General features: G+C 66.4%; 22 protein-coding genes. 11 read left to right on the plus strand and 11 right to left on the minus strand.

The window, feature by feature from the left end:
* Positions 1–14: 14 nt before the first annotated feature.
* Positions 15–611, plus strand: a complete 597-nt coding sequence (locus tag A7W11_RS13655; protein WP_066133096.1) for a BPSL1445 family SYLF domain-containing lipoprotein — start codon at positions 15–17, stop codon at positions 609–611.
* Positions 612–630: 19 nt separating this feature from the next.
* Here A7W11_RS13655 and A7W11_RS27480 read toward each other — a convergent pair whose 3' ends face one another.
* The 3 genes from A7W11_RS27480 to A7W11_RS13665 form a co-directional block, all read right to left on the minus strand.
* Positions 631–843 (minus strand): hypothetical protein, encoded by a 213-nt coding sequence (locus tag A7W11_RS27480; protein WP_082887221.1) that lies wholly within the window; start codon positions 841–843, stop codon positions 631–633.
* A gap of 188 nt (positions 844–1,031) precedes the next feature.
* Positions 1,032–1,661: a glutathione S-transferase family protein gene (locus tag A7W11_RS13660; protein WP_066413015.1), complete on the minus strand. Its 630-nt coding sequence runs from the start codon at positions 1,659–1,661 to the stop codon at positions 1,032–1,034.
* A gap of 31 nt (positions 1,662–1,692) precedes the next feature.
* Positions 1,693–2,325: a glutathione S-transferase family protein gene (locus tag A7W11_RS13665; RefSeq protein ID WP_066413019.1), complete on the minus strand. Its 633-nt coding sequence runs from the start codon at positions 2,323–2,325 to the stop codon at positions 1,693–1,695.
* A gap of 181 nt (positions 2,326–2,506) precedes the next feature.
* On the opposite strand from A7W11_RS13665, the gene A7W11_RS13670 reads away from it, so the two are divergent.
* From A7W11_RS13670 to A7W11_RS13680, 3 genes are all read left to right on the plus strand, one after another.
* The gene (locus A7W11_RS13670; RefSeq protein WP_066413022.1) at positions 2,507–3,181 is read left to right on the plus strand and encodes a hypothetical protein; all 675 of its coding nucleotides are present in this window, start codon (positions 2,507–2,509) and stop codon (positions 3,179–3,181) included.
* A gap of 224 nt (positions 3,182–3,405) precedes the next feature.
* Entirely contained in the window at positions 3,406–4,347 is a 942-nt protein-coding gene (locus A7W11_RS13675; protein ID WP_066413024.1) for a type VI immunity family protein, read from the plus strand.
* A 152-nt stretch (positions 4,348–4,499) separates the two neighbouring features.
* On the plus strand, positions 4,500–5,252 hold the full coding sequence (locus tag A7W11_RS13680) for a tetratricopeptide repeat protein (RefSeq protein ID WP_066413026.1): 753 nt from the start codon (positions 4,500–4,502) through the stop codon (positions 5,250–5,252).
* Between the two features lie 15 nt (positions 5,253–5,267).
* Here A7W11_RS13680 and A7W11_RS13685 read toward each other — a convergent pair whose 3' ends face one another.
* From A7W11_RS13685 to A7W11_RS13710, 6 genes are all read right to left on the minus strand, one after another.
* Entirely contained in the window at positions 5,268–5,651 is a 384-nt protein-coding gene (locus A7W11_RS13685) for a response regulator transcription factor (RefSeq protein WP_066413027.1), read from the minus strand.
* Positions 5,652–5,785: 134 nt separating this feature from the next.
* Positions 5,786–6,052: a XapX domain-containing protein gene (locus A7W11_RS13690; protein WP_066413028.1), complete on the minus strand. Its 267-nt coding sequence runs from the start codon at positions 6,050–6,052 to the stop codon at positions 5,786–5,788.
* Between the two features lie 30 nt (positions 6,053–6,082).
* Positions 6,083–7,693: an MFS transporter gene (locus tag A7W11_RS13695; protein WP_066413037.1), complete on the minus strand. Its 1,611-nt coding sequence runs from the start codon at positions 7,691–7,693 to the stop codon at positions 6,083–6,085.
* A 40-nt stretch (positions 7,694–7,733) separates the two neighbouring features.
* A complete protein-coding gene (locus A7W11_RS13700; protein ID WP_066413039.1) occupies positions 7,734–9,602 on the minus strand; it encodes an amidohydrolase in 1,869 nt (622 codons plus the stop codon).
* Between the two features lie 88 nt (positions 9,603–9,690).
* Complete coding sequence (locus A7W11_RS13705; RefSeq protein WP_066413041.1) at positions 9,691–10,674, minus strand: alpha/beta fold hydrolase; 984 nt, start codon at positions 10,672–10,674, stop codon at positions 9,691–9,693.
* Positions 10,675–10,814: 140 nt separating this feature from the next.
* Positions 10,815–11,513, minus strand: a complete 699-nt coding sequence (locus tag A7W11_RS13710; RefSeq protein ID WP_066413049.1) for a hydrolase — start codon at positions 11,511–11,513, stop codon at positions 10,815–10,817.
* Positions 11,514–11,919: 406 nt separating this feature from the next.
* On the opposite strand from A7W11_RS13710, the gene A7W11_RS13715 reads away from it, so the two are divergent.
* Positions 11,920–12,576 carry a response regulator transcription factor gene (locus A7W11_RS13715; RefSeq protein ID WP_066413054.1) on the plus strand — a complete coding sequence of 219 codons (657 nt, stop codon included), beginning with the start codon at positions 11,920–11,922 and terminating at the stop codon, positions 12,574–12,576.
* 8 nt (positions 12,577–12,584) lie between these two features.
* Here A7W11_RS13715 and A7W11_RS13720 read toward each other — a convergent pair whose 3' ends face one another.
* Positions 12,585–16,805 (minus strand): trifunctional serine/threonine-protein kinase/ATP-binding protein/sensor histidine kinase, encoded by a 4,221-nt coding sequence (locus A7W11_RS13720; RefSeq protein WP_066413066.1) that lies wholly within the window; start codon positions 16,803–16,805, stop codon positions 12,585–12,587.
* 87 nt (positions 16,806–16,892) lie between these two features.
* Complete coding sequence (locus tag A7W11_RS13725) at positions 16,893–17,819, minus strand: LysR family transcriptional regulator (protein WP_066413071.1); 927 nt, start codon at positions 17,817–17,819, stop codon at positions 16,893–16,895.
* A 194-nt stretch (positions 17,820–18,013) separates the two neighbouring features.
* Here A7W11_RS13725 and A7W11_RS13730 point away from each other — a divergent pair, with 194 nt between their 5' ends.
* The 6 genes from A7W11_RS13730 to A7W11_RS13755 all read left to right on the plus strand — a co-directional run bounded on the left by A7W11_RS13730 (position 18,014) and on the right by A7W11_RS13755 (position 26,007).
* Positions 18,014–18,514: an SMI1/KNR4 family protein gene (locus tag A7W11_RS13730; protein ID WP_162270271.1), complete on the plus strand. Its 501-nt coding sequence runs from the start codon at positions 18,014–18,016 to the stop codon at positions 18,512–18,514.
* 57 nt (positions 18,515–18,571) lie between these two features.
* Positions 18,572–18,961 (plus strand): hypothetical protein, encoded by a 390-nt coding sequence (locus tag A7W11_RS13735; protein WP_066413082.1) that lies wholly within the window; start codon positions 18,572–18,574, stop codon positions 18,959–18,961.
* Between the two features lie 254 nt (positions 18,962–19,215).
* A complete protein-coding gene (locus A7W11_RS13740; RefSeq protein ID WP_066413085.1) occupies positions 19,216–21,582 on the plus strand; it encodes a type VI secretion system Vgr family protein in 2,367 nt (788 codons plus the stop codon).
* 22 nt (positions 21,583–21,604) lie between these two features.
* Complete coding sequence (locus tag A7W11_RS13745; protein WP_066413088.1) at positions 21,605–24,220, plus strand: DUF2169 family type VI secretion system accessory protein; 2,616 nt, start codon at positions 21,605–21,607, stop codon at positions 24,218–24,220.
* 3 nt (positions 24,221–24,223) lie between these two features.
* The gene (locus A7W11_RS13750; RefSeq protein ID WP_066413092.1) at positions 24,224–25,279 is read left to right on the plus strand and encodes a pentapeptide repeat-containing protein; all 1,056 of its coding nucleotides are present in this window, start codon (positions 24,224–24,226) and stop codon (positions 25,277–25,279) included.
* A complete protein-coding gene (locus tag A7W11_RS13755; RefSeq protein ID WP_066413094.1) occupies positions 25,276–26,007 on the plus strand; it encodes a DUF3540 domain-containing protein in 732 nt (243 codons plus the stop codon). Before A7W11_RS13750 ends, A7W11_RS13755 begins: the two co-directional genes overlap by 4 nt.
* Positions 26,008–26,028: the final 21 nt, after the last annotated feature.

Here is a 26,028-nt window from a genome sequence, read left to right on the forward strand (position 1 = left end):
AAAGGAGAAGCACCATGTTCGGATCTTCCTCTATCCTGCGCCGCAGCGGCCTGGCCGCCGCAACCGTGGCCCTGGCGGGCCTGACCTTCGCCGGTTGCACCACCAATACCCAGAATAATTCGGCTACCCCGGCCCAGCAGCGCTCCGAGATCAACTCGGGCGCGGATGCCACCCTGTCCAAGCTCTATCAGGCCTCGCCGCAGTCGCGTGAACTGGTGCAGCGCGCCAAGGGCGTGCTGGTCTTCCCGGCGGTGATCGGCGGCGGCTTCATCGTGGCTGGCGAATACGGCAAGGGCGTGCTGCGCGTGGGCGGCCAGCCGGTGTCCTACTACACCACCGCGGGCGGTTCCATCGGCTTCCAGGCCGGCGCCCAGTCGCGCGCCACCGTGCTCCTGTTCATGACCGACGCCGCGTTGAAGAAATTCCGCGAAAGCAACGGCTGGACGGTGGGCGCCGATGCCACGGTGGCCGTGGCCAAGATCGGCGCCAACGGCAGCATCGACAGCAACACCTACCAGCAATCGGTCGTCGGCTTCGTGATGAACAACGCCGGCCTGATGGCGGGCGTGTCGATCGACGGCAGCAAGATCACGCGCGATACGGGTCTGTAAGGCGCGTGGCGGCGGGCGGTCATTCCGCCCGTTTGCCGCACCGGCCCGCCGCGCGCGTCGTGCGGCGGGCCAATTTTTGCGCGGCCGGCAGCCCGTAACGCAGGCCCCTGGCGGCTACCACGAAGGCGGCCTGGCCCAGGTTGAAGTCCACGCGAGCCATCAGGCCGGTGAAATCGACCAGCGCATTGACCAAGGCGGGTTGATTAAGATTTTTTTCGATCAAGGCTCTCATGATAGGCTCCGTTCATGGAAAGGTATTCTATGGACGGGTGCTCCTCGTATAAAGAGGGGCTATCGAAAGACACTTGTTCGAAAATGCGAACAATCTGGTGTTGCTGGGCGCACTGTTCAGGCGTTTCTGGATAATGCGCCGGCGGCTGCCCAGGGGGTCCGGGTCCGCTCTGGCTTATGGCACCGGTATCAGGTGTCCAGTTTCACGTCGAACCCCCGCTTGACCGCCGGGCGGGCCATCAGCGCGTCGTACCACCGTTTCACGTTCGGGAAGTCCACGAGGTCGACCTGGTGCCGTTCGTGCCGCCACGCCCAACCCACGATGGCGAAGTCGGCCACCGACAGCGCGCCCGCCACGAACTCCACCTGCGCCAGCCGGCGGTCCAGGACGCCGTACAGGCGGCGCGTCTCGTCCACATAGCGCTTGGCGCCGTAACGTTTGTCGTCCTCGTTCTGCAATCCCAGGAAATGATGCGCCTGGCCCGGCATGGGGCCGAAGCCGCCCATCTGCCACATCAGCCATTCCAGCACCGGAATGCGTTCGGCCAAGGGCGCGGGCAGGAACTTGCCCGTCTTCTCGCCCAGGTACAGCAGGATGGCGCCCGACTCGAACACGCTGACCGGCTTGCCTTGCGGGCCATCGGGGTCGACGATGGCCGGGATGCGGTTGTTCGGGCTGATGCGCAGGAAGCCGGGTTCGAATTGCTTGCCGTTGCGGATGTCGATCGGATGGACGGAATAGGGCAGGCCCATTTCTTCCAGCGCCACGCTGATCTTGCGGCCGTTGGGGGTGTTCCAGGTATGCAGTTCGATGGTCATGGCCGCGGTGGGCTCCTGAAAGAGAAAGGGATCAAGTCAGCGCCGGCGCGATGTGCCGGCGGAAGGCGGGACGTTCCTGCAGCCGTTCGTACCAGGCCTTCAGATGCGGCATGGCCGGACGGCGCAGGCTGTCCAGTTCGGCGCCCAGGAAGCGCCGGCAATAGGCGCCCAGCACGATGTCGGCCAGCGTGAAGGCCTGGCCTTCGATGTAGGCGCGGTCTTTCAGGCGCTCGTCCAGCACTTGCCACAGCTTGCCGGTATCGTCGGCCACCTGCTGCAGGGCCGCCATGTCGCGCTGTTCGGGCGGGGTGCGCACCATGCCCCAGAACAGCGGCCGTTCGGCGGGCTGCAGCGAGGCCAGTGTCCAGTCCAGCCAGCGTTCCATGCTGGCGCGCGCCCGGGCGCCTTCGGGATACAGGCCGCTGGCTGCGCCATATTGCAGCGCCAGGTAGCGCAGGATGGCGTTCGACTCCCACAGCACGAAGTCGCCGTCCTCCAGCGTGGGCACGCGGCCGTTGGGATTCATGGCCAGATAGTCGGCCTCGTTGTTGCGGCCATAGTGCATGCCGGCATCGATGCGTTCGTACGGCACCTGCAGTTCGTCGCAGCACCACAGCACTTTCTGCACATTGACGGAATTCGCGCGTCCCCAGATCTTCAGCATGGTGTCTCCTCGGTTTGTTGGGGGCTGTTCCGGGCGGGCCGCCGCAATGCCGCGGCTTTCGGGAACGGTCGAGGAAATTCTATGCCTATTCGCGGCGGCGCACAGGCCGGACATCCGCGGCGCGAACCCATCCCGCGCTCGGCTATCATCGCGGCATATCCAGGCAGATCGCTTCGCATCCATGTCCGCATCACGCCGCATCGTTCTTGCATCCGTCCTCGTCGCCGGCCTTCTCGGCGCCGCGCCCGTTCTGTCCGCCGAGATCGGCGTGACGGGCAGCCTGACCTTTGCCGGCGGCAAGCCGGTGTTCGTGCCGCCTGCCGACTGGCGCCTCGTGTCCCAGTCGGACAAGAACGGCACGCATTACGCCGAGTACCGTTTTCCGATGAAGTCGGTCTCCGAGCAATTCGCGGTGGCGCGCCTGTCGCTGCGCACGTTGGCGCCTTCGGTCAATTACGCCGACCTGCCGGCCGAAGAGGCCCGCGCGCTGGAACACGCCAGCGATGAAGCCATCCAGGACACCATGCGCGAGGTCGAGAGCATGCCCGGCATGGAGTTCGAGGCGGGCGGCGCGCAGTTGATCTACACGGCCCTGGACAACGGCAAGCGCTATCACTTCGTGCAGTTCATCAGCGTCAAGGGCGTGACCGAGGAAGGCCGCGAGCAGAAGCCGGCCGTGGCGGTGGGGTTGCGCTGCCGCAGCGCGGTGGATGAGACATCGCCCCAGCGCGCCGCGGCCGCCGAAGAGCTGGAGTCTCGTTGCTACGATCTGCTGGCCGACCTGGGCAGCGTCGAGGGCGGGATCGTGTCCGGGGCGGGCGGCGACGGGGATCCGCAGCCCGCGCCGCAGCAGTAGGGCAAGGCTGCGATTATGTACTCCCAGGTGAAGAGTTATATCCAAACCTTTTCATGACCCTCGGCGCGCATGGAGATGCTGGCGGGTTTTGTATGGATTGCTGGCATGTGGAAGGATTCCGTAGGACATTGACTGCCCGAGGCTTGCACAATCGCGGGGCTTTTCCCCGCGCGGCTGGCGACAGCCGTCTTTCTGCCCATTGCGAGAAGGAAGGATGCAAGGCCATGCCCGATATGCTGCTGTATAACGAATCCCCGTTCGCCGTGCCGGCGTTCCGCATCATCGCGTTGTTGGATGGCGAGATCGCGGACGAGGCGAACCGGGGGGCGTTGGCGCAGGCCTATCGGTTATTCGAGGATGCCTGGGGCGCCGCTGCCTATATGGCCTCTTTTCATTTCGTCAAGCACCGCGGCAAGATCCGCAAGATCAATCCGGGCCTGGCGGCCGATGGCCGGGCATTTTTCGAGCAATCCAGCACCGCCTATGGTGAGGGGCTGCGCCGCTACGGTTATGCCCTGTCCGAATTCGAAGAGCCGGCATTGCCGTATTTCGGTGTCGAGCAGCGTAGCGACATGGTGTTCTTCGAGATCGACCTGCCAGCCGAGCACGCGCACAACGTCGCGTTTGCCAATACCATCACCGACCTGTTGCTGGGCACCAGGCTGATCTGCGGCGTGATGGGCTTGGGCTTCTTTCTGCCGCCCTACAACAGCAGCCTGTCGTTCGGCATGGGGCAGGAACTGGAGCGTTATCCGGCTGCCATCCACATATCGCCGTCGATGGTGATGGACGGCGTGCGGCGCGAAGGCTCGATGCACCGCTGGACGCAGGACGAGCAGCCGGGCATCGCCGACATCGGCTGGCGCACCCTGATCGGCTGGTCGTTTTTCAGCCGCCTGTCCACCGCCCTGGCGGCGCTGGAACAGGAGCCCGGCATATCGACCCGCTGCGGCGAGAAAGCCATCGCCGTCACCGCGGGGCCCGAGCCCGTGTGGGGCGATGCCAGCAAGCACGAAAGCCTGTCCGCCTATCGCGCCGTGGCGCGCCATCTGGCGCCGATCCGCTTTCCGCGCCATTGCGCGCGGTGCTTCATGTTCGGCGGCAATGCCTCTCATGACGAGCGCCTGGCCCAGCGGCTGGATGCGTACCTGGGGCGGTTCGGCTGAAGTGTTCCTGATGATGGCGGTTCGGCCATCCGTACCGGACCGTCTCGATGCAACGCCCGGGCCTTGACCTCGTGTCAGTTTGAACAAACCGTTTTCTGCTTGAAAAAATAAGTGGCTACCATCGCCGCGTCACGAACTGGAGCATTGTCGGCATGCCATTCATCGGCCTGGGTTTGCATATCGTTCTGGCGCTGTTGTGCGCCATCCATGTGGTGCGCAGCGGGCAGCAGTTGTACTGGCTGTTCATCCTGTTCGCGTTTCCCATGTTGGGCAGCATCGTTTACCTGTTCGCCGTCTACCTGCCCAGCAGCCGGCTGGAACGCGGCGCCTTCAAGGCCGTGTCGGCCGCCACCCGCGCGCTCGATCCCGGCAAGACCGTGCGCCTGGCCCGTTCCGATTTCGACGAGACGCCCACCGCGCAGAACCAGATGCGCCTGGCCGCTGCCTTGCTGGACGCAGGCCAGGCCGAAGAGGCCGCCACGTTGTACGAGGGTGCGCTGAAAGGGCCTTTCGCCACCGACGCCGACCTGCTCTACGGCGCCGCGCGCTCGTTCGTGGCCTGCCGCCGCTACCAGGATGCCTTGCCGCATCTCGAGATGCTGAGCACGCAGCATCCCAACTACCGCGCCGAGGGCGTGTTGCTGTTGATGGCGCGCTGTTACGCCGGCGCCTCGCGCGACGCGCAGGCGCGCGCTGCGTTCGAGCAGGCGGTGCAGCGCTTCGGCACGTATGAAACCTATGCGGAATACGCCATCTGGGGGCTGGCCAAGGGTGACGATGCGCTGGTGGCCCGGTTGCAGGCCGAGATCGACCGGATGACCCGCAAGTGGACGTCCGCGAACCGCGAACTGAACAGCGAAGTCATGCGGCGCCTGCGCGCGGCCCAACAGGACGCGCGGCGCTAGCCCTTTCGGCAGGCGTTACCGGCGGGCGGCGCCGTCGCCCAGCGCGTGTTCGATACAGGCGATCAGCTGGGTATCGGCGAACGGCTTCTGGATGAAGCAGGTGGCCTGCGCCTCGCTGGCGCGCTGTGCGAAGCCTTCCTGCACATAGGCCGTCATGACGATGACGGGGACGTCCATGCCGCGGCGGCGCAATGCCGCGCACAGCTCGAAGCCGCTCAAACCCGGCATGCGGATGTCGGTGACGACGCAATCCGGTTCGGCCGTGCCGATGTCGTCCAGCAGCGCCTGCCCGCAGTCGTACAGCCGCACCTCCAGATCGATCGAACGCAGCAGACGGCCCACTGCGGTCCGAACGGAGGCGTCGTCGTCGACGATGGCGATTACGGGGAGGGCACTCACGCGATTGTCCTTGTCGTTGTCTTGCGCGGGTAATGGGGCCGGCCGCTGCGGTATGCCGTTCCAGCTTAAATGCGGGTGTCCGGCGGCGGAAGCCATACCTAAGTATGGCTTCCCGCGCATCGGGGCAAAACCGCTCAGGTTTTCTGCGTGTCCTGCGCGTCTGGCCGGGAAGCCTTGTCCACGCCGGTGATGTGCGGCACGCATTCCTGCTTGAACCACGACACCGTCACGGGTTCGCCGGACAGCAGGCGGCGCGCCGGCGGCACGACCTGCTCGCCGATCAGCATGCCCAAGAGGCCGATCAGCGCCACGACGGGAGGCGCGGGGGAGCGGACCTGCAGCAGCGCGTAGATGATGCCGACCAGGATGCCGGCGGCCAGGGAAACGATATAGAGCTTCATGGATCGGATTCCGGAGTGTGAAGGAGAGGATCAGTGCAGCGGGGGTAACTTCATGCCCAGCAGATGCTGGACTTGCGGCGGCGTATCGCCCTGGTGGAACCGCAGCAATTCGCGCTGCAGGTCGGCGTCCGCGTTGTGGACGCGGCGGTGCTGGCGCATGTGCTCGGCCCAGGACTCCACCATGAACCACTCCACCAGCCGCTGGGGATCGGCGGAATCTTCCATCACGCCCCAGTTGAAAGCGCCGTCGCGCAGGCGCTCCTCGGACAGGCGGCGCACCGCGCGCAGGAATTCCTGGCGGTCTTCCTGCTTCACGCGGTACTCGATCTGGATCAGCACCGGGCTGCGGTCATGTTCGACCACCGCGGCCACCTGCGGATCGGGCCAGGCCTGGGCCGGCTGCAGGTCTTCCTCGCCGCGCGGCAGCGCCACGCGGTGCACCAGCAGCGAGGTGGCCACCAGCACGCCCGCCGACACCAGCAGGCCCTGGGCCACGCCCATCTCCTGCGCCACGGCGCCCCACAGCAGGCTGCCGCCGGCCAGGGCGCCGTTGAACACCATCTGGTAGACGGACAGCGCCCGGCCCCGCACCCAGTCGGGCAGGATGGCCTGCGCCGCGCTGCCCAGCGTGGTCAGCGCCGTGATCCAGGCCATGCCCAGCAGCACCAGGAAGGGCGCCGCCAGCCACAGCGGCGGGGAACTGCTGAGCACGGCCATCGACGCGGCCGTGGCCAGGGCCGCGGCCAGGATCAGGCGGTCGGCGTTCAGCACGCCTTGCAGCTTCGGCAGCGCCAGCGCGCCCAGGATGGCGCCCGCGCCCACCATGCCCAGCAGCATGCCGTACAGGCCGGCGTCGCCGTGCAGCAGTTGCTTGGCCACCAGCGGCAGCAAGGCCCAGACGGCGCTGCCCGATACGAAGTACACGCCCGCGCGCACCAACACCACGTGCAGCTTGCTGTGCGCCCGCGTATAGCGCAGGCCGGCCCGCAGGGCGCTGAAGAAGTGCTCGCGCAGGGGATCGCTGGCGCGCGGCACGCGCCGCCACCAGACCAGCGCGCCGATCACGATGAGGTAGCTGATGAAGTCCATCGCGTAGGTCGCCGCCGCACCGAAGCTGGCCAGCAGCAGGCCGCCGGCGGCCGGGCCGATGGCGCGCGAGATGTTCACGCCCAGCGAGTTCAGCGCCACGGCGCCGCGCAACTCGCGCAGCGGCACCAGCTCGGGCACGATGGACTGCCAGGTCGGACCCATCAGCGCGGCGCCGATGCCACCCAGCGCCGCCATGCCGATCAGGATCTCGATCGTCAGCGCGTCGTGCCAGGCCAGCAGCATCAGCGTGCCGCTGACCAGCCCCAGGCCGAACTGGATCACGATCAGCAGTTTGCGGCGGTCCAGGATGTCCGACAGTACGCCGGCGGGAATGGCCAGCAGGAAGACCGGCAGCGTGGCCGCGGCCTGGATCGCCGCCACGGCCGCGGGCGAACTCGACAGGTCGGTGGCGAGCCAGGCATTGGCCACGTCGCGCATGAAGCCGCCGATGTTGCCCAGGATGGTGGCCACCCACAGTACGGCGAAGGTGACGTGCCCCAGCGCGGCGAACGGCTTGGGCGCCGCCGCCGGCGGGGAGGAGGTCGTGCTCATTGTTCAGGGTCTCCGGAAAGGAATGTCCGCGTCGCGGGAATCAGAAGGCCCAGCACGAGCAGCCCAGCGCGCCCCAGAAGCTGCTGGCTTCCGAAGTCGGCACCGGGGCGCCCCAGGCGCCGGCGTGCGCATGGCCGTGCACGCCGCACGAACTGGCGCAGGCGCACAACGGGGCCATCTTGCGGCGTTCGGTCAGGGTGGCGCGGGCCTGGTAGCCGCCCACGTGGCGCACGGGTGACCAGTCGGGCATGGCCGCCGGCAGTTCGGGCGCCAGGCCGGAGAAATCGCCGTCGCCGTGCACCACCTTGCCGCCCAGTACGGTCAGCACCGAGGTGATGTCCTGGATGTCGTCGCCGGGCACTGAGAAGTAGTCGGCCGACAGCACGGCCAGGTCGGCCAACTGGCCGGCCTCGATGCGGCCCTTCTTGCCGGTTTCCGACGAGAACCAGGTATTGGCTTCCGTCCACAGGCGCAGCGCGGTCTCGCGGTCCAGCACGTTGGCCTGCGGGTACAGCTGCATGCCACCCACGGTCTTGCCGGTGGTCAGCCAGTACAGCGACACCCAGGGGTTGTACGAGGCTACGCGGGTGGCGTCGGTGCCCGCGCCGACCTTCACGCCGCGCTCCAGCATGCGGCGGATCGGCGGCGTGGCGCAGGCGGCGCGCGAACCATAGCGTTCGACGAAGTACTCGCCCTGGTAGGCCATGCGATGCTGCACGGCGATGCCGCCGCCCAGCGCCGCGATGCGGTCGATGTTGCGGTCGGAGATGGTTTCGGCGTGGTCGAAGAACCAGTTCAGGCCGTCGAAGGGAAGGTCCTTTGCCACCTTCTCGTACACGTCCAGCGCGCGCGAGATGGTTTCGTCGTAGGTGGCATGCAGGCGCCACGGCCAGCGTTTCTCGGCCAGCAGCCGGATCACGGGTTCCAGGTCGGCCTCCATCGACGGCGCCATGTCGGGACGCTCGACGCGGAAGTCCTCGAAGTCGGCGGCCGTGTACACCAGCATTTCGCCGGCGCCGTTGTGGCGGTACATGTCGTCGCCCTGGCCCGGCCGCACCTTGGAGCTCCAGTTCTGGAAGTCGGCGAGCTCTTCCTTGGGCTTCTGCGTGAACAGGTTGTAGGCCAGGCGCACCGTCAGGTGGCCTTCGCGGTGCAGTTCCTCGATGATCTGGTAGTCATCGGGATAGTTCTGGTAGCCGCCGCCCGCGTCGATCACGCCGGTCACGCCCAGGCGGTTCACTTCGCGCATGAAGTGGCGCGTGGAGTTCTTCTGGTATTCGGCGGGCAGCTTGGGGCCCTTGGACAGCGTGGCGTACAGGATGGTGGCGTTGGGCTTGGCCACCAGCATGCCGGTGGGATTGCCCTGCGCGTCGCGCACGATCTCGCCGCCGGGGGGATTGGGCGTGTCCTTGGTGTAGCCCACCACGCGCAGCGCGGCCGCGTTCAGCAGGGCGCGGTCGTACAGGTGCAGGATGAAGACGGGCGTATCGGGCGCCACGGCGTTGATCTCTTCCAGCGTGGGCAGGCGCTTCTCGGCGAACTGGTGTTCGGTGAAGCCGCCGACGATGCGCACCCATTGCGGGGCGGGCGTGCGGTCCACCTGGTCCTTGAGCATGCGCATGGCGTCGGCCAGCGAACGCACGCCGTCCCAGCGCAGCTCCATGTTGTAGTTCAGCCCGCCGCGGATGATGTGCATGTGGCTGTCGATCAGGCCCGGGATGGCGCGCCGGCCCCGCAGGTCGATGACGCGCGTGGCGGGGCCCGCCAGCTTCATGATGTCGTCGCGGTCGCCCACGGCGCTGAAGCGGCCGTCCAGGATGGCGACGGCGCTGGCCTCGGGGCGGCTGCGGTCCAGGGTGGTGAACTTGCCGTTGAAGAGAATGAGATCGGGCGTGGAGGGGGCGTTCATGGCGTGGCTCTCGATACGGGGCCACGCCGGAGCGCGCGGCCGAAATGAAAAAAGGCGCGTGCCGGTGCGGCACGCGCCCTCAGGGGCATCAACGCTTCAGGAAGGCCAGCAGGTCGGCGTTGACCTGGCCGGCGTTCACCACGCACATGCCGTGCGAAGCGCCCTTGTAGATCTTCAGCGTGGCGTTCTTCACCAGCTTGGCGGACAGCTCGGCCGAATCCGCGATCGGCACGATCTGGTCGTCGTCGCCGTGCAGGATCAGCGTGGGCACGTCGATCTTCTTCAGGTCGGCCGTGTAGTCGACTTCCGAGAATTCGCGGATGCACAGGTACTGACCCAGGATGCCGCCGGTCATGCCCTGCGCCCAGAAGGCGTCGATGGTGGCCTGTTCCTTCCTGGCGTCCGGGCGGTTGAAGCCGAAGAAGGGCACGGCCAGTTCCTGGTAGAACTTCGAGCGGTTCTCGGCCACACCCTTGCGGATGCCGTCGAACACGTCCATCGGCAGGCCGCCGGGGTTGGCGGCGGTCTTCAGCATGATGGGGGGCACCGCGCCGATCAGGACCGCGCCGGCGACACGTTTGGTGCCGTGGCGGCCGATGTAGTGCGCCACCTCGCCGCCGCCCGTCGAGTGGCCGACCAGCGTGGCGTCCTTCAGATCCAGGGCTTCGATCACGGCGGCCAGGTCGTCGGCGTACGTGTCCATGTCGTTGCCGTGCGCGGGCTGGTCCGAGCGGCCGTGGCCGCGCCGGTCATGGGCGATGACGCGAAAGCCGTTCTGCACCAGGAACAGCATCTGCGAATCCCAGGCGTCCGAGTTCAGCGGCCAGCCATGCGAGAACACCACCGGGCGGCCTTTGCCCCAGTCCTTGTAGAAAATCCGGGTGCCGTCCTTGGTGGTGACGTAGCCGTTGCCGTGGCCGCCCTTGGCGGAGCCGGCTTCGTGCTTGGGGGAGGCCTGGGCAGTCGTGCCGGCGATGGCCGTGGCGGCGACAGCGCCGACCGAGGTGGCGCTGGCGACGAACAGCTTGCGGCGCGAGGGGCTCGGGGTCTGGGTGACGGGTTCGATATGCATGGTGGGTGGCTTCGGTTCGTGAGGGTTGAGGTCGCCGTCCCGCGCGCGGCCGGGGGGTCGGGATGCGCAGGGACGGCCGGGGCCATGCCGCGACGGACGGACGCTCGTGGCATCCCGCCGCGGCATGGCCGGCGCGTCGCTTAGCGCTCGATGACCGGGGCGTGCACGGGGGCCAGGACTTCGTGTTCCGTGGCGGTGCGCTGCTTGGCCTTGTGGACCATCGTGTAGGCGTAGTCCACGCCCATGCCGTAGGCGCCCGAGTGTTCCTTGGCGATGGCCATGACGGCGTCGTACGAATCGCGGCGGGCCCAGTCGCGCTGCCATTCCAGCAGCACCTGCTGCCACGTCACCGGCACGACGCCGGCCTGCACCATGCGCTGCATGGCGTAGTCATGGGCGTCCTTGGTGGTGCCGCCCGAAGCGTCGGCCACCATGTAGATTTCGTACTCGCCTTCCAGCATGGCGCACAGGGCGAAGGTCGTGTTGCACACTTCGGTCCACAGGCCGGCCACGACGACCTTCTTGCGGCCGTTGGCGGCCAGGGCGTCACGCACCTTCTGGTCGTCCCACGAGTTCATCGAGGTGCGCTCCAGCACCTTGTGTCCCGGGAACACGTCCAGCAGCTCGGGGTAGGTGTAGCCCGAGAACGACTCCGATTCGACCGAGGTGATGACGGTCGGCACGTTGAAGACGCGGGCGGCCTTGGCCAGGCCCACGACGTTGTTCTTCAGCGTCTGGCGGTCCAGCGATTGCACGCCGAAAGCCATTTGCGGCTGATGGTCGATGATGATCAGTTGGCTGTTATGCGGGGTCAGCACTTCGAGCTTGGGATTGGACATGACGCAGATTCCTGAGGGATGTTGGCAGGCGCCGGACAGGGATAGGCCGGCGCGTTGGAGTCGTCGGCGCGCCTTGGCGACTCGACTGGGAGCAAGACTAAAGAGGCGTCTGCCACCGGGCCATTGTTCGTTGGTATTACCTGGGAGGGACGGCGCGGCGCCCGATGCTGCGGGTTTGTGACGGAGCCGGATGGCGGGTGGGGCGCCAGGGGGGAAATGCGGGGATCCGGCGTGGGGGAAGGGGGGCCGCGGACTCATCCGAAAGTATGAGTAACCAAGGGTTCACGCAGGGTATTCCCCACGCGGGCCGCTTATATAATCGCCCCCGAATACTCAGAGGGAGCGGTCCAGCGCTCCGTCACGGGTGCCGACCGACAACACTCATAGGCAAGCTGGAAAGACCATCGTGACGTCCGCGACCCTGCAAACCCTGGAAACGCCTGCCCACGACGACGCCGTCGTGCTGGTCGTGGACGACGATCAAGCCCTGCGCCAGGCGCTGGGCAGCCTGTTCCGTTCGGTCGGCATGGCCGTGCGCCTGTATGGCTCGGCGGCCGACCTGCTGGCCGACGGCCTGCCCGACTCGCCTTGCTGCCTGGTGCTGGACGTGCGGCTGCGCGGCCCCAGCGGTCTCGATCTGCAGGCCAGGCTGGCGCAGTTGGGCATGCAGGTGCCCATCATCTTCATGACCGGCTTCGGCGACATCGCCATGACCGTCACGGCCATGAAGGCCGGCGCCGAGGACTTCATCACCAAGCCGTTCCGAGACCAGGACCTGCTGGACGCGGTCTCGGCCGCGCTGGAAAAGTCCCGCGCGCGCCGCGACGACACGCGCCGGCTCGACGAACTGCGTGCCTGCTACCAGAGCCTGACGCCCCGCGAGGCCGAGGTCATGGGCCTGGCGGTGCGCGGCCTCTTGAACAAGCAGATCGCGGGCGAGATCGGCATCAGTGAAGTCACCGTCAAGATCCACCGCGGCCAGGCCATGCGCAAGATGAAGGCGCGCACCTTCGCCGACCTGGTGTTGATGGCCCAGCAGTTGGGCGTGCGCGCGGCGGGCTGACCCGCCTTTCAACCCTCGGCAAGCACCGGCAGCCGGAACCAGAAGGCGCTGCCGCCGCCTGCGCGGGCTCGTACCTCCAGCGTGCCGCCATGCGCCTCGATGATGGACCGGCAGATCGCCAGCCCCATTCCCATGCCGTGCGGCTTGGTCGTATAGAACGCATCGAAGATCTGCGGCAGGGTCTCGGGGGCGATGCCGGGGCCGCGGTCCTTCACGCTGATCTCGACGCGGTCATCGCGCAATACCGACGCCACTTCAAGTTCGCGGCGCGCCGGCGCCGTCTCGCCCATCGCGTCCAGCGCATTGGTGATCAGGTTCAGCAGGACCTGCTGCAGCTGGATGCGGTCGGCTGCTATCGTGGCCGTGCCTGCCCGCAGCGGCGCATGCAGCCGCACGCCGCGCGCATCGATGTCCCAGCGGATCATGTCCAGCGCTTCGCGCAGCATGTCGTTCAGGCGCAGCGGGGCCAGCACGGCCGGCGCCTGCCTGGCCAGGGCGCGCAGCGCGCGGATGATGTCCGCCGCGCGCAGGGCGTTCTGCTTCACGTGCCGCATGTCCTGCAGCGCCTCGGCCAGGTCGGGCACGGGCCGGTTGAGCCAGCGCACGCTGGCATCCACCGACGCCACGATGGCCGTCAGCGGCTGGTTGACCTCGTGCGCGATCGACGCGGCCAGGCTGCCCATCACCGTCAGGTTCGAGGTGCGCGCCAGGTCGGCCTGGGCGCGGCGCAGGTCCAGTTCGGCGCGCGAGCGGCGGTCGTTCTCGGCCAGCAGCTGTTCGTATAGCTGCGCGGTCTGCAGCATGATGGCCAGTTGCGGCGCCAGCACTTCCAGCGCCGCGCTGCGGGCCTCGTCGAACACGCCTGCGGCGGCATTGTTCTCGAGATAGAAGACGCCTATGAGCTCTGCGCCGCGCAACAGCGGCAGGCACAGCACCGAGCGCAGCAGGCGCGGCGCGTCGGTGAAGTCCTGCAGCGACGGAGCCTGCACGGTGGCGTCGTCCAGGACCAGCATCCGGTGGGTGCGCAGGACGCTGCGCAGCACCGACAGCGGCAGCGCGTGCTCCGTCGGCGCGCCGCCGCCCGGATGCACCGAGACCGTACCGCCCAGCACGCGGGCCGAGGCCTCGATCATGGGCCCCTGGGGCCGCATCAGCACCAGCAGCCCGTACTGCGCGCCGGCATGGGTGACGATGTTGCTCAGCAGCGCCTGCACCAGCCGTTCCATGACGACTTCGCCTGACAACGCCTGGGCGGCCTTCAGGCCATTTTGCCAATCGGCGGGGCGACCGCGCGCGGCATCGGCCAGCAGTTCGGGTTGGATGCGCGCCAGCAGCGCGACTTTGTGTTCTGCGCCCCAGTGGCGATAGTGCAGCATCGCCGCATGCAGATGCTGTGCGCCCGCCGTGCGCAATCCGTGCTGGTTGCACAGCTGCGCCGCGAATTCGTGCGCCAGCGCCTGGTCGTGCGGAAAGCCCGCCACCTTGCCGGCCTGCGCCGCCTGTTCGTAAAGCGCCAGCGCGGCCAGCGGTTCGCCGCGCAGCCGCGCCAGTTCCGCGTCCAGCAACAGCAGCTTGCTGCGGAAGGTCAGGGGGTTGAGGTCGGCCCAGCGTTCGAACGGTGCGCGGCAGGCCGCCACGGCTTGCACGCGCTCGGCGGGATCGCCGCCGCTGTCGCGGGCCGATGCCAGGCCCAGGAAGAGCTGGCAATCGGCCCCGTTGATGTGGGCGGGGACCATGCCGGCCAGGCTGTCGGCGATGCGCAGGCTGTCCAGCGCCTCGCGCCACTGGCCCAGATAGGCGCGGCCCATGCCGTCGTACAGGGCCATCCAGAAGCGGGTCAACTGCGAGCCGCTGTCGCGCAGGCGCGGGGCCGGCGGCGCGGCCGGTTCGCTGGCCGCCTCGCCGCGCAGGCGCCGCACGAACGCCTGCTGCCCGCGCAGGATGTCTTCCACGTCGCGGTACTGCACCAGGCGCGCCAGCGCCAGGCCATGTTCGATTTCCTCGTCCACCAGCCGCAACTGTTCTCCCATGGCCAACAGGTCGCACACGATGTGGATGCTCGCGTAGCAGGCCATGCCGATGTCGCCCGACGCCCGGCCCTGCCGCACGGCGCGGCGCGCATGCTCTAGCGCGAACCACAGCGGCTGATTCCAGGGACTGACCTGATCCACCGCCACCAGCGCACCGATGCGTTCGGCCTCGTAACCGCGGCGGTCGATCATGTCCAGGGCCGCCCGGCCATAGGCCAGCCCGTCCTCGTACTCGCCGTACAGGCCGGCGGCATACACGCCGAACCAGGCCAGGCCATAGGGAGATTCCGGCGTGGCGCCGTGGTCCAGCGTCAGCTCGACCATCTTGGCCAGATGCAGGAAGCTCAGTCCGCCAGAGACGAACAGCGAGGCGAACAGCGTGGACAACAGGCCCATCGCGGCCTGGATACGGCGGTCGTCGGTGGGGGGCGTCAGTGCAAGCTCGGCGATCCCGCGCGGTCCCCGCGCGCGCATCACGGCGTCGTAGGCCTGGCGCAGATCGTCCGGGCCGGCGTCCCGCGGCAAGTGCACGTCCAGCATGGCCAGGCCGGCCAGCGCCGTGGTGATGGCGCTTTCGTAGTCGGACTGCACGGTCTGCAGCGCAGCCTTCAGGCGATAGGCCGCTGCGCGGTCCAGCACCGGCAGCGGACGCGCCAACAGGCTGTCGATCTCGCATTCGGCGCGGGCCATGTCGGGTTGCGCCATCAGGCATTCGCAAACGAGCAGGCTGGCCTCGTAGGCCAGGCGTTCATGCTCCTCCCACCAATGGGATTGCATCAGGGCCAGCGCCGCCTCCGCGTGGCGGGCCGCCTGTGGCAGCGCCGCCGCGTTCTTGGCGCGCCGCGCCGCGGCCACCAGCGCCTGGGCGAAGGCCACGCGTTGTGCCCCCTTGGGGTCGTAGCCGCAGGACTGCTCGATCTGGTTGCAGATGTCGAACGCGTGCTCAGCCAGTCGGTTGCCGTACAGCGCGATCATCACGCTGGCGATGTGGGCGTGGCGCGCGGGGCGCGATTCCTGCGGGACCATGGCATAAGCGGCTTCCAGCACGCGGTCGTGCAGGAAGGCATGGCCGTCCTGCGCGCGTATCAGCAGCCCGGCCCGCACCAGCGGCGCCAGACCCGCGTCGACCTCGGCATCGCTGCACTGCGCGATGCGGGCCAGCAGGCGCGTGGGCGCATGCTGGCCCACGCACGCCAGGTGGCCCATCAAGGTGGTGCCGGCTTGCGGCAGGCGTGCGAAGCGCCGCGCCATCAGGCGGGTGACGGTGCCGGGGTAGTTTTCCGCCAGCGCCGGTTCGTCCCAGGTCCAGCCATGGTCGCCGGGGCGCAGCACCCCGTCGTCCAGCAGCGTGGCCAGCAGTTGCCGCGCGAAGAAGGGGTTGCCATGCGTCATGCCCTGTATGGCCTGGGCCAGCGGGGCGATCTGTATCGGCGAGGCCCGCAACTGGGCGGCCACCATGCGGCACAGCGAAGCCTCGTCCAGCGGTCCCAGCGCCAGCCTCGTGATCGGCAGCGCGTGCGTGCGGTGGGCATGGTCCAGCCATCCCAGGCAGGACTGCGGATCGATATCGTCCCGGTAGGCTGCCAACAGCAGTACGTGGCGTGGGGCGCGGGCAATGAAGGCCTGCACGAAGGCCAGCGTCGAATTGTCGGCCCATTGCAGATTGTCCAGCAGCAGCACCAATGGCGCGTCGGCGCTGGCAAAGACCTCCAGCGTGGCCAGCACGGCGTCCTGCGCGCGCTGCTGGGCCTGTTGCGCGGGGGCCGGAGGCAGCGGCGCGGCGTATCCCAGCAACTGCAGCGCTTCCGGCACGATCTCGGCCAGCGCGCGGCCCCGTCCGTCCAGCGCGGCCAGCCACGCCTGCCGCAATGCGTCGCGCTGGGCCGGGGGCAAGGTCAGCCCATGCCACACCAGGGTGCGCAGCGCCTGCGCCAGGGATGCATAGGGAATCTCGCGTTGTTGCAGGTCGCTCTTGCCCGCGACGTAGCGGGCATCGTCATTGGCCTGGGCGAGCGCCTCGACCAAGGCAGACTTGCCTGATCCACCCGGCCCGCAGATCAGCGCCAGTTCGGCGCCGCCCTGCGTGCGTACCCGCGCCAGCGCCTCGCCCAGCAGGCGCAGCGAATCTTCGCGTCCGTACAGCGACGACGGCGCCGCTGGCTCGCAAGACAGATACTCCAGAGGATGGGACGACATCATGATTGGGCGGCGGAAGGAAGCTTGCGGCGCGATGCCACGCATTGAAGCATGGCGGACCGGGCTTGGCGAATCGGCAGATGGGACGCCTCAGCGCGGCGCGCGGGGCATCACCGGCGCGTGCTGTGCCATCAGCTCGACGATCCAGTCGATGAACACCCGCAGCTTGGCGCTGACGTGGCGGTTGGGCGGAAACGCCACGTACATCGGCATCGGATCCATTTCCCAATCCTCGAACAGCGGCACCAGTTCGCCGCGCGCCAAGGGCGCCTTCGCCATGTAATCGGGCAGCCACAGCACGCCCAGTCCCGCCAGGCCCGCCTCCAGGTAGGCATTGCCGTCGTCCACCGCCAGGACGTAGCGGCCATGCAGGTGCAGGTCCTCGCCGCCGCGCCGCATGGCGTAGGGCAGGGCGCGGCCCAGCCGCGCCCACAGGAAACCCACCACGCGGTGATGCGAGTCTTCCAGTTCCAGGGGATGGACGGGCGCGCCGGCGCGTTCCAGGTAGCTGGGCGCGGCATAGACGCCCAGTTGCAGGTCGCCCACGTGCCGCGCCATCAGCGACTGGTCGGTCAGCTCGCCGCCGCGCACCACGCAGTCCACGTTCTCGCCCAGCAGATCCACCATGCGGTCGCTGACGCCCATGTCGAACTGGATGTCGGGATAGCGCGCGTGAAAGGCCGGCAGCGCCGGCACGATGACCGTGCGCGCCAGCGGGCTGGGCACGTCCACGCGCAGCCGGCCGCGCGGCGCGGCCAAGGCGCTGGACAGGCTGGTCTCGGCGTCGTCCATGTCGGCCAGCAGCCGCACCACGCGCTCGTAGTACGCCGCGCCATCGGCCGTCAGGTTCACGCGGCGCGTGGTGCGGTTCAGCAGCTTCACGCGCAGCCGGGCCTCCAGTTGCTGCACCAGTTGCGTCACCGTGGTCTTGCTCATGTGCAGCGTGTCCGCCGCCTTGGTGAAGCTGCCGGCTTCCACCACGCGGGCGAACGCCTGCATCGCGTCGAATCGGTCCATGCCGGCCTCCTGTTGTGTCGTGGTTGTTCGGATTCTACAAACAGTGCGCGCGGGATGAGGCGTGAACGGATGCTGCCTGCCCATGTCCAGCGGTAACCGCGTGCAGGGCGCATCCGAACCCGAGCCGATGGGGCTTTGCTGCGGGCTTGCGTATGCGTAAGGTATGCGTTTCGACCATGCACTGCGAGGGCAAGATGTCCGATGCGCTGATTCGACGAATGGATGCCTGGCTGGCCGCCAACCGGCCCGAGTACTACGCGACGCTGCTGCCTGGCGCCACGGACGAGCAACTGGATGCCTTCGAGCGGCGCTTCGAGATGACGCTGCAGCCCGGGTTCCGTGCGCTTTACGGCTGGCGCAACGGGCAGGACCCCATGAGCTTCGATTCCCTTCAGGGCAACTGGATGTTCGCGTCACTGGAAGACGTCACGGACACCAAGGACACCCTGGACGGCATGATCGGCTACGACTTCGAAGACCCGGCCTGGTGGCGCGCCGGCTGGGTGCCGTTCCTGGGCAATGGCGGGGGCAGCCATCTGTGCGTGGACATGCGCGCCGAGGATGGCGGACAGCCGGGCCAGCTCATCGAGTTCTGGAAGGCCGACGCCGACAGGCCGATCGCCTATCCGGACTTCGCCGCGTGGCTGCGGCAACTGGTGGATGCCATGGAAGGCGGGACACTGGAACTGTCTTAGCGGAACGCGTCCGCATTTATCATTGGCCGCGTCGAACTACAGCAAGAGGCACGGACGATGTTCAGAACCTTCCTGGCCACGGCAGGTGTTGCCCTGTTGGCGGGCTGCGCGGCGAATGGCGGCAGCCCGAAGCGGGCCGCAGCGCTGCAATCGACCCAACCGGTCCTGTACCTGTCGATCCGGTCGGCCGAGCAGGTGTACGCCTGCGTCAAGCCCACCGTGGATAACTGGGGCAGCGTGGCGGATGTCGCCGGCTTCCCGGCCGAGAAGCGGGTCGACATCACGGTCTATGAAGACCGTTTCCCCCAGCCGCGCCAGGATTATTACCTGGTTCGTATCGAGCCCACTCCAGGCGGCTCGGCCACCCGATTCTTCGATAATGGGATGAACCATCCGCGCGTGCCGGCGGAGAAAGTCGAGGACGTGCTGCGCGGCTGCACGACCTGAACCGGCGCGGGCCGTCCGCGCCCTGGATGCCCCACGGCATATCCGGTTTCGTTCCGTTTCATTGCGTTCGATTTTGTCGGTGCTTGTTGCAGACCGCCGGGAAAACGCACGCCCATATTAAACAGATCTTCTTCAGATGTAATTCTTGCTAACTGTCACATCACTGGCACGTAGAAAACCTAGCATTGTCGCGAAAGTGTCATAGTCAGACCCAATTAATCTGAATTCAATTAAAACTTGAATAGAGTGGGGCCATGAATAGAGTCGTCGTCGCGGAAACCGCCCTGGGCGCGGTGCTGGAATTCAAGAGCATGCACGGGCGTGAAGCCCTGTCGGAGGTGTACGAGTTCGAGGTGGAACTCGTGGCCGAGACGGCTTCCATCACCGCCGATTCGGTACTCGGCAAGCCCTTGACGCTGGAAATCGAAACCCAGAATGGCGGCAAGCGTTACCTGAGCGGTGACGTCATCCGTTTTGCCTATGTGGGCCAGGATGCCGGTGGATTCCGCCTGGCGCGTTATCGCGCGACCGTCTGCCCGTGGCTGTGGTATTTGAAGCGTAATCGCGACTGCAAGATTTACCAGAACAAGAGCGTCGTGGATATCCTGGACGAAGTGCTGGGTTCGTATCCCGGCTATAACTTCGAGAAGAAATTGCAAGGCAGTTATCGCACCCGGGATTATTGCGTCCAATATGAGGAAAGCGATTTCGATTTCATCAGCCGGCTGATGGAGCACGAAGGCATTTATTATTACTTCGAGCACGGCAAGAACGAGCACACCCTGGTGCTGGCCGATGAGATCGGCGAGCACAAGCCGTTGCCCGATTATCCCTCGCTCGACTATTACCCCCAGGCCGGCAACATCGAAGAGCAGGCGATCCACACCTGGACCAGCGAGGAAGAGCTGCGTGGCATCGAGTACGTCGTCAACGACTACGACTTCAAGAAGTCCAGCCTGAATCTGCAAAGCCGCCTGAAGGAAAGTTATTCCGTCCAACAGGCCAATCACGAAATCTACGAATGGCAGGGCGGCTACGTCGACATCCAGGACGGCGAGCACTACGTCAAGGTGCGGCTGGAAGAGACCCGTTCGGCCAGCGAGCGCAGCAGCGGCACGTCCAACGTGCGCGGCATGGCGCCGGGCTACACCTTCAAGCTGCGCCAGAGCCCGCGCAAGGTGGACCTGCGCGAATATCTGGTGATCTCCACCGAGTATTTCCTGACCGAAGCCGGCTATCAGTCGGGCGAGGGCGACGGCGAATACCGCACCGACTTCGTGGTGCAGCCCACCAGCCTGCCGTTTCGCGCGCCCGTGAAGACGCACATCCCCAAGACCACCGGTCCGCAGACGGCCGTGGTGACCGGGCCCGCCGGCGCCGAGGTCTATACCGACGCCTTCCAGCGCGTGAAGCTGCATTTCCGCTGGGACCGTTATGGTTCGATGGATGAAAGCAGCTCCTGCTGGGTGCGCGTGTCCAACGATTCGGCGGGCAGCGGCTACGGCGCCATCAGCACGCCGCGCATCGGCCAGGAAGTGGTCGTGGACTTCATCGGCGGCAACCCCGACCGTCCGCTGGTCACGGGCCGCGTCTACAACGACCGCCAGATGCCGGCGGGCGGCTTCGTGCCGTCACCCACCATGGTGGGCTTCAGCAGCCGCTCCCATTTCGGCAGCCCGGCCAATGAAAGCCACATGTACATCGAGAACAAGCTCGGCAGCGAATACGTGAAGCTGCACTCGGAGAAAGACCTGCATGTCGTGGTCGAGGGCCTGGAGACGCGTGACGTCGGGCAGTCGCGCGTGACCCACATCGGCACCTTCGAAGAGAACACTGTTGGCGACTACCAGAAGAACATCGTCGAGTCGTACCGCGACACCACCATCAATGGCTACGACACGCTGAAGGTCACGGGCGGCGACCGCACCGAGACGTTCGACCACCGTTACATCAACACCACCAAGTCGGATATCGAGGTCACGTCCAACGACGGCCACATCCACATCAAGGCCGATACCGGCTTCGGCAAGTTCGAGGCCAACGACATCATCCTGGTCAAGTCCACCGGCGACAACAACGTCAACGTGCAAAAGGGCGGCGATGACCACCAACTGGGCCTGGAAGGCGAGAACGCCATCCTGAAGGCGCCCACCGACGTCACGATCACCGCCACCGGCGGCAACAGCGAGTTCTGGGCCAAAGGCACCAAGAAAATTTTCGCGGATGCGGGCCCGCTGGACATCCAGCGCGGCGGCGCGGATCACTCGATCAACATGACGGGCACGGTCATGACGATGAAGGCGCCGGACAAGATCGCGCTGGAGTCGACCGAACTGGTCTGGAACGGCTCCGCGTTGAAGGATACGCACAAGACGCAGTTCACCAACGGCATCTGGAAGGGCGAGGCGTTCGTCGAAGTGTTCCAGGCCCGCGCCTTTCACCAATCCGCGTCGGCATTCCGGCACCAGCTCAACGTGTCGCAGGACACTTACTACGTCAAGAAGGCGGACTTCGGCGTGCTCAAGCTGGACGTGTCGGCGTACAAGGGAACCAACTCGCCCACCGACATCGATTTCGGCGGGTTCAGGACCTGGTTCCAGGCATTCATGCTGATCGTCTGAATCGAGACCCGACCGCCGCTCGATGAAAGTCATCAAACCCAACCGGTTGTCCGGCCTGACGCGTCCGTACCGATTCCTGAAGCAGGATCACCTGGCCATCACCGCGTATGCGATGGTGGACTTCTCGTCCGGGTTCAGCCTGGTCGACGAGCAGCAGCTATGGGCGCTGTTCGGCGAGGAGTCCGCGCAGGTGTTCGGGGCGGAGGCGCTGGATTTCGGTATTCCGAAGCCCAAGCCGGAAATCATTCTGAACGCCTATGGCTTCGGCAAATATGCCGTCCGCGGCAGGACCGCCGTATCCGTCAGCGTCAACAACGTCAGGAAGGACCTGTGGGTAACGGGAGATCGCTATTGGTCGGACGGCAAGCCCAGCGAGGCCCTGCCGTTCGACCGCATTCCCATCTGCTGGCGCAACGCATTCGGCGGCGAAGGCTATCCGGAGAACCAGCACGGCAAGGGTTTCCGGAAAATCGATGTGGATGGCATGCCGGTCCGGTTCCTGCCCAACGTCGAGGATCCGGCCAACCCGGTCGTCCTGGAAGGGCAGCGTTACGCGCCGGCCGGCTACGCGGCCATTCCCATCGAATATCCCGGCAGAAACCGGATGATGGGCACCTACGACGAGAAGTGGCGCATCAATGAATTTCCGGGTTTTGCGCGCGATATCGACTGGGAATACTTCAACCAGAGCCCGCCCCGGCAGCGTCTGAATTACCTGGACGCGGGCGACGAGATCATCTTCACGCACCTGCATCCCGAGAAGCCGCACTTGGCCACGTCCATTCCCGCGCTGGCGGCCAAGGCGTTCATCCGGCGCGCCAGGACGGCCGGGCAGGCCAGCGGGTTTCTGGAGGAAGTGCCCCTGCGCCTGACCACGTACTGGGCGTTCCCGCATCTGGAGAAGGCCATCCTGATCTACCAGGGCGCCGTGTCCATCGATGAGGATGACGCCAGCGACATCAGCCACATTCTGTATGCGGCCGAGCATGCCGACGCGCCGCGCGCGCCAGCCTACTACGAGGACATTTTCCACAAGCGGGTCGATCCGCAGACCAGCGGCATGCATGCGGTGCTCGACGCGCAACTGGTCGACGCCCGTTTCATGCGCGCGCTGGCCGATGACGAGATCGAGCTGTCGCCGCTGTTGCGCAACAAGCTCGTCAAGCTCGAGAAGGAATTGGGTCCAGGTGTTGCGCGCGCCAAATCCGGGGAGGCGTCCGCCGACAGTGCCGCTGGCATCCGGACCGAGCTGGATTGGCTGGAGCGAACCCGCAGCGGCAAGGTTTCCCGAGAGGCGCTCATCGAGGAGATGCTGAAAAAACAGCAGTCGCAGCGGCAGACCCTGTCGGATGCCAGGCGCGATCTGCGAAAAAGCCGCGAAGCCCTGGCCGGCAAGTCCGACGACGTGCCGCAGTCGATGAAGGACGAGCGCGCCGCGTTCCTGAAGGAAAGCCGGCAGTCGCTGCTGGATTCGGTGCGTGAAGCGGCCGAACGCCGCGCCGTGCCCGTGGCGCCAGGCCTGGGCGACAACAGCGCCGCGCAGGACGCACTGCGGCAACTGCGCCTGAAGCAGGCCGGGCAGTTCCAGGAACTGCTGGCCCGGGCGCCTGGCGCGACCGCGGCCCGACGCGACTATTCAGGCCGGCCGAGAGCGCTGCACCGCATTTTTGGCCTGCAGCAGCGCGTGGCGGAACCGCTGCCCGAAGGATGCGAGGGCTATGACCTGCACGATTTCGCCGCCGCGGGCGCGTCCTACGCGGGTTGGGACGTCAGCGGCCTGACCCTGCGCGACAGCCGCATCACGGGATGCGACTTCGGCCGTGCCCGCATGGCATGCGGCGATTTCGAAAGGGTGGTGTTCACGGGCTGCGATTTTTCGTCGGCGGACTGGAGCCAGGCGCACTTCACGCAGTGCCAGTTCATCGATTGCCGCCTGCCCAACGTGGGTTCCGACAAGGCCCGCTTCGTGGACAGCCGGTTCGTGCGCTGCGATCTGGCGCAGTGGATGCATTTCCGCATCACGATGCAGGGCTGCACGTTCGAGCAGTGCCGTTTCGTGAACTTCGCCTACATGCGCGCCCGGCTGGGGCAGCTCGCGTTCAAGGACTGCCGTTTCCTGCGGCACTCGTTCATCAAGGCCAGCATCACGGGCATCCGCATGGAATCCTGCCACATCGACTCGATGGCGTTCGTCGAGATGAAGCCGATGTCGGATGTCAGGGTGCTGCAATGCCAGGCGTCCAAGGTCAACATCGCGCCAGGAAGCACCATCGAGGATTTTGAGATCTCGCACTCCGCGTTCTCGGCGTCCAGCTTCCGCAAGGTCGGCCTGGGCGCCGGCCGCATCGTGGCCAGCGATCTCAGCCATTGCGATTTTTCCGAAAGCCGCCTGCGCGAGGTCAGTCTCGAAGACAGTTTCTTCAAGCGTTCGCTCTTCATCCGCACCGACCTGTCGCGGGTCCGGATCGCCAATTCCGACTTCAGCGAGGCCCAGATGAAATCGGCCGACCTGGCTGGCACGCAGATGCGGCACGTATCTTTCTTCAGCGCCGACCTGGCCATGGTCAAGGTCGACGAGAACACGGTCCAGCAGGACATGTTGATGACCCGTTCCAACATCTATCCGTTGCGTAACTGATCCATGGCCCCCGACGAGATAAAACAGAAGTTCCTGGCCCAGGTAGGCGATGGCGATTCGATTGCCGGCCTGTTGTACAAGGGCCTGCACTGGCGGGATGCGTGGCGGGGCGGCGAGATCCGCCAATGCATCTTCGAAGAGAACACGTTCGCCGACACCGAGTGGCAGGCGTGCCATGCCGACATGGTCATATTCGTGCGCGGAGAATGGTCGCGCGTGGTATTCAATGACTGCGTCTTCTCGAACAGCCGCTTCGTCGACTGCGTTTTCGATGCCTGCACTTTCAATGCGCAGCAGTTCATCGGCTGCGTGTTCGAGCGATGCGTGATGCGTGGCTGCGAGGCCTCGGAAGGCGCGGTCGCCAATACCCAGATGCTCGACCTGCGGGTCGAGGATTGCCGCATCGACAAGTGGGTGCTGACGGGCAACCAGGACGTCACCTTGCGCTTCAAGGATTCGGCGTTCCAGCACCTGGCGCTGGCGGATTTCGACTTCGCCAATCTGGCCATCGAGAACACGCGCTTCACCAACCTGATCGCGCTGGAGTGCACCGCCAAGGCCTATGACTTCTCCGGCTTGCATCTGGTGCAGAGCCAGTTCACGGACAGCAAGATGGCGGGAGCCGACTTCTCGCAGGCGGAACTGTCCCAGTCGTGCTTCAAGGGATGCGACCTGCAGGCATGCCGGTTCGACCACGCGACGCTGCGGCAGGCTTTGTTGCTGGAGGCGAATGCGGCGCACGCGGTGTTCGCCGGGGCGCAGATGGAATGCGCCAATCTGTCGGGCGCCGATTGCGAGCGTGCCGTGTTTCGTGGCGCCGATATGAACATGACGATCCTGAATCAGTGCAACCTGCAACATGCCGATTTCGGCGAAGGCAGCATGCCGTTCACGGATTTTTCCTACTCCAACCTCAGCCATGCCGATTTTCGGGGCGGGCATTTCATGCGTAGCAAACATCACGCGGTGATCGACAGCGATACCCGCTACGGCAGCCGCGACGGCGTCCTGCCGCCGGACCGCGATCTGCTGCAGGCCGAGCAATGGGTGAAACTATGATCCAACGCAGACAGCACGACGGCGAGCGCGCGAATGCCGATCCACAGCCGGACCAACCGGACACGCTGCATCCGTTGCTGCAACGTAACGCCAACGCTTACAGCGGCGACACACCCATTCACAGCGCCTTCCTGGTCGATGCATCGCGGGACGAGGGCTGGTTCACCGTCAGCGACGAGGCGCGGGGGCGCCGGTATCAAGTCAAACGGGCCGCCAGTTGCCTGCTGATGCCGAACGCCGGCGACAAGGTGCTGGTGTCGGGGGACGCGGCGGGTGGCCTGTACATCATTGCCGTGCTGGAGCAGCGCGATCAAGGCCGTTCGGCCTTGCATGTCGATGGCGAACTGACCCTGTCCGCCGACGTGCTGTCCCTGATGGGCGCCAGCCGCGTGTCGGTGGCCGCGGAAACCTTCGCGCTGCGTGCCCGGTCGGGCGCGGTGAACACGGCGGACTGGACGCTGAAGACCCATTCCTACACGCTGGCCAGCGTGGACCTGAGCGTGGCGTCCATCACCGCCAAGTACACGGGCGACCATCGCGAGTCCTATTACCAATCGGTGCGTGAAACCACGGGCCAGTCCACGCGCTATGTTACGGGCACCGACACCGTCAAGGCCGTCAACCTGGACTACGCCGCCGATTTCATCACCCGCCTGAGCGGCAATACGACCTTCATCAACGGCGAGACGCTGGTCAAGGCCGACGGCAAACAGATTCTCGTGGGATAGCAGGGCGTCCAACCGCCCGAA

This window comes from Bordetella ansorpii, from assembly GCF_900078315.1.
Classification (GTDB): domain Bacteria; phylum Pseudomonadota; class Gammaproteobacteria; order Burkholderiales; family Burkholderiaceae_B; genus Bordetella; species Bordetella ansorpii.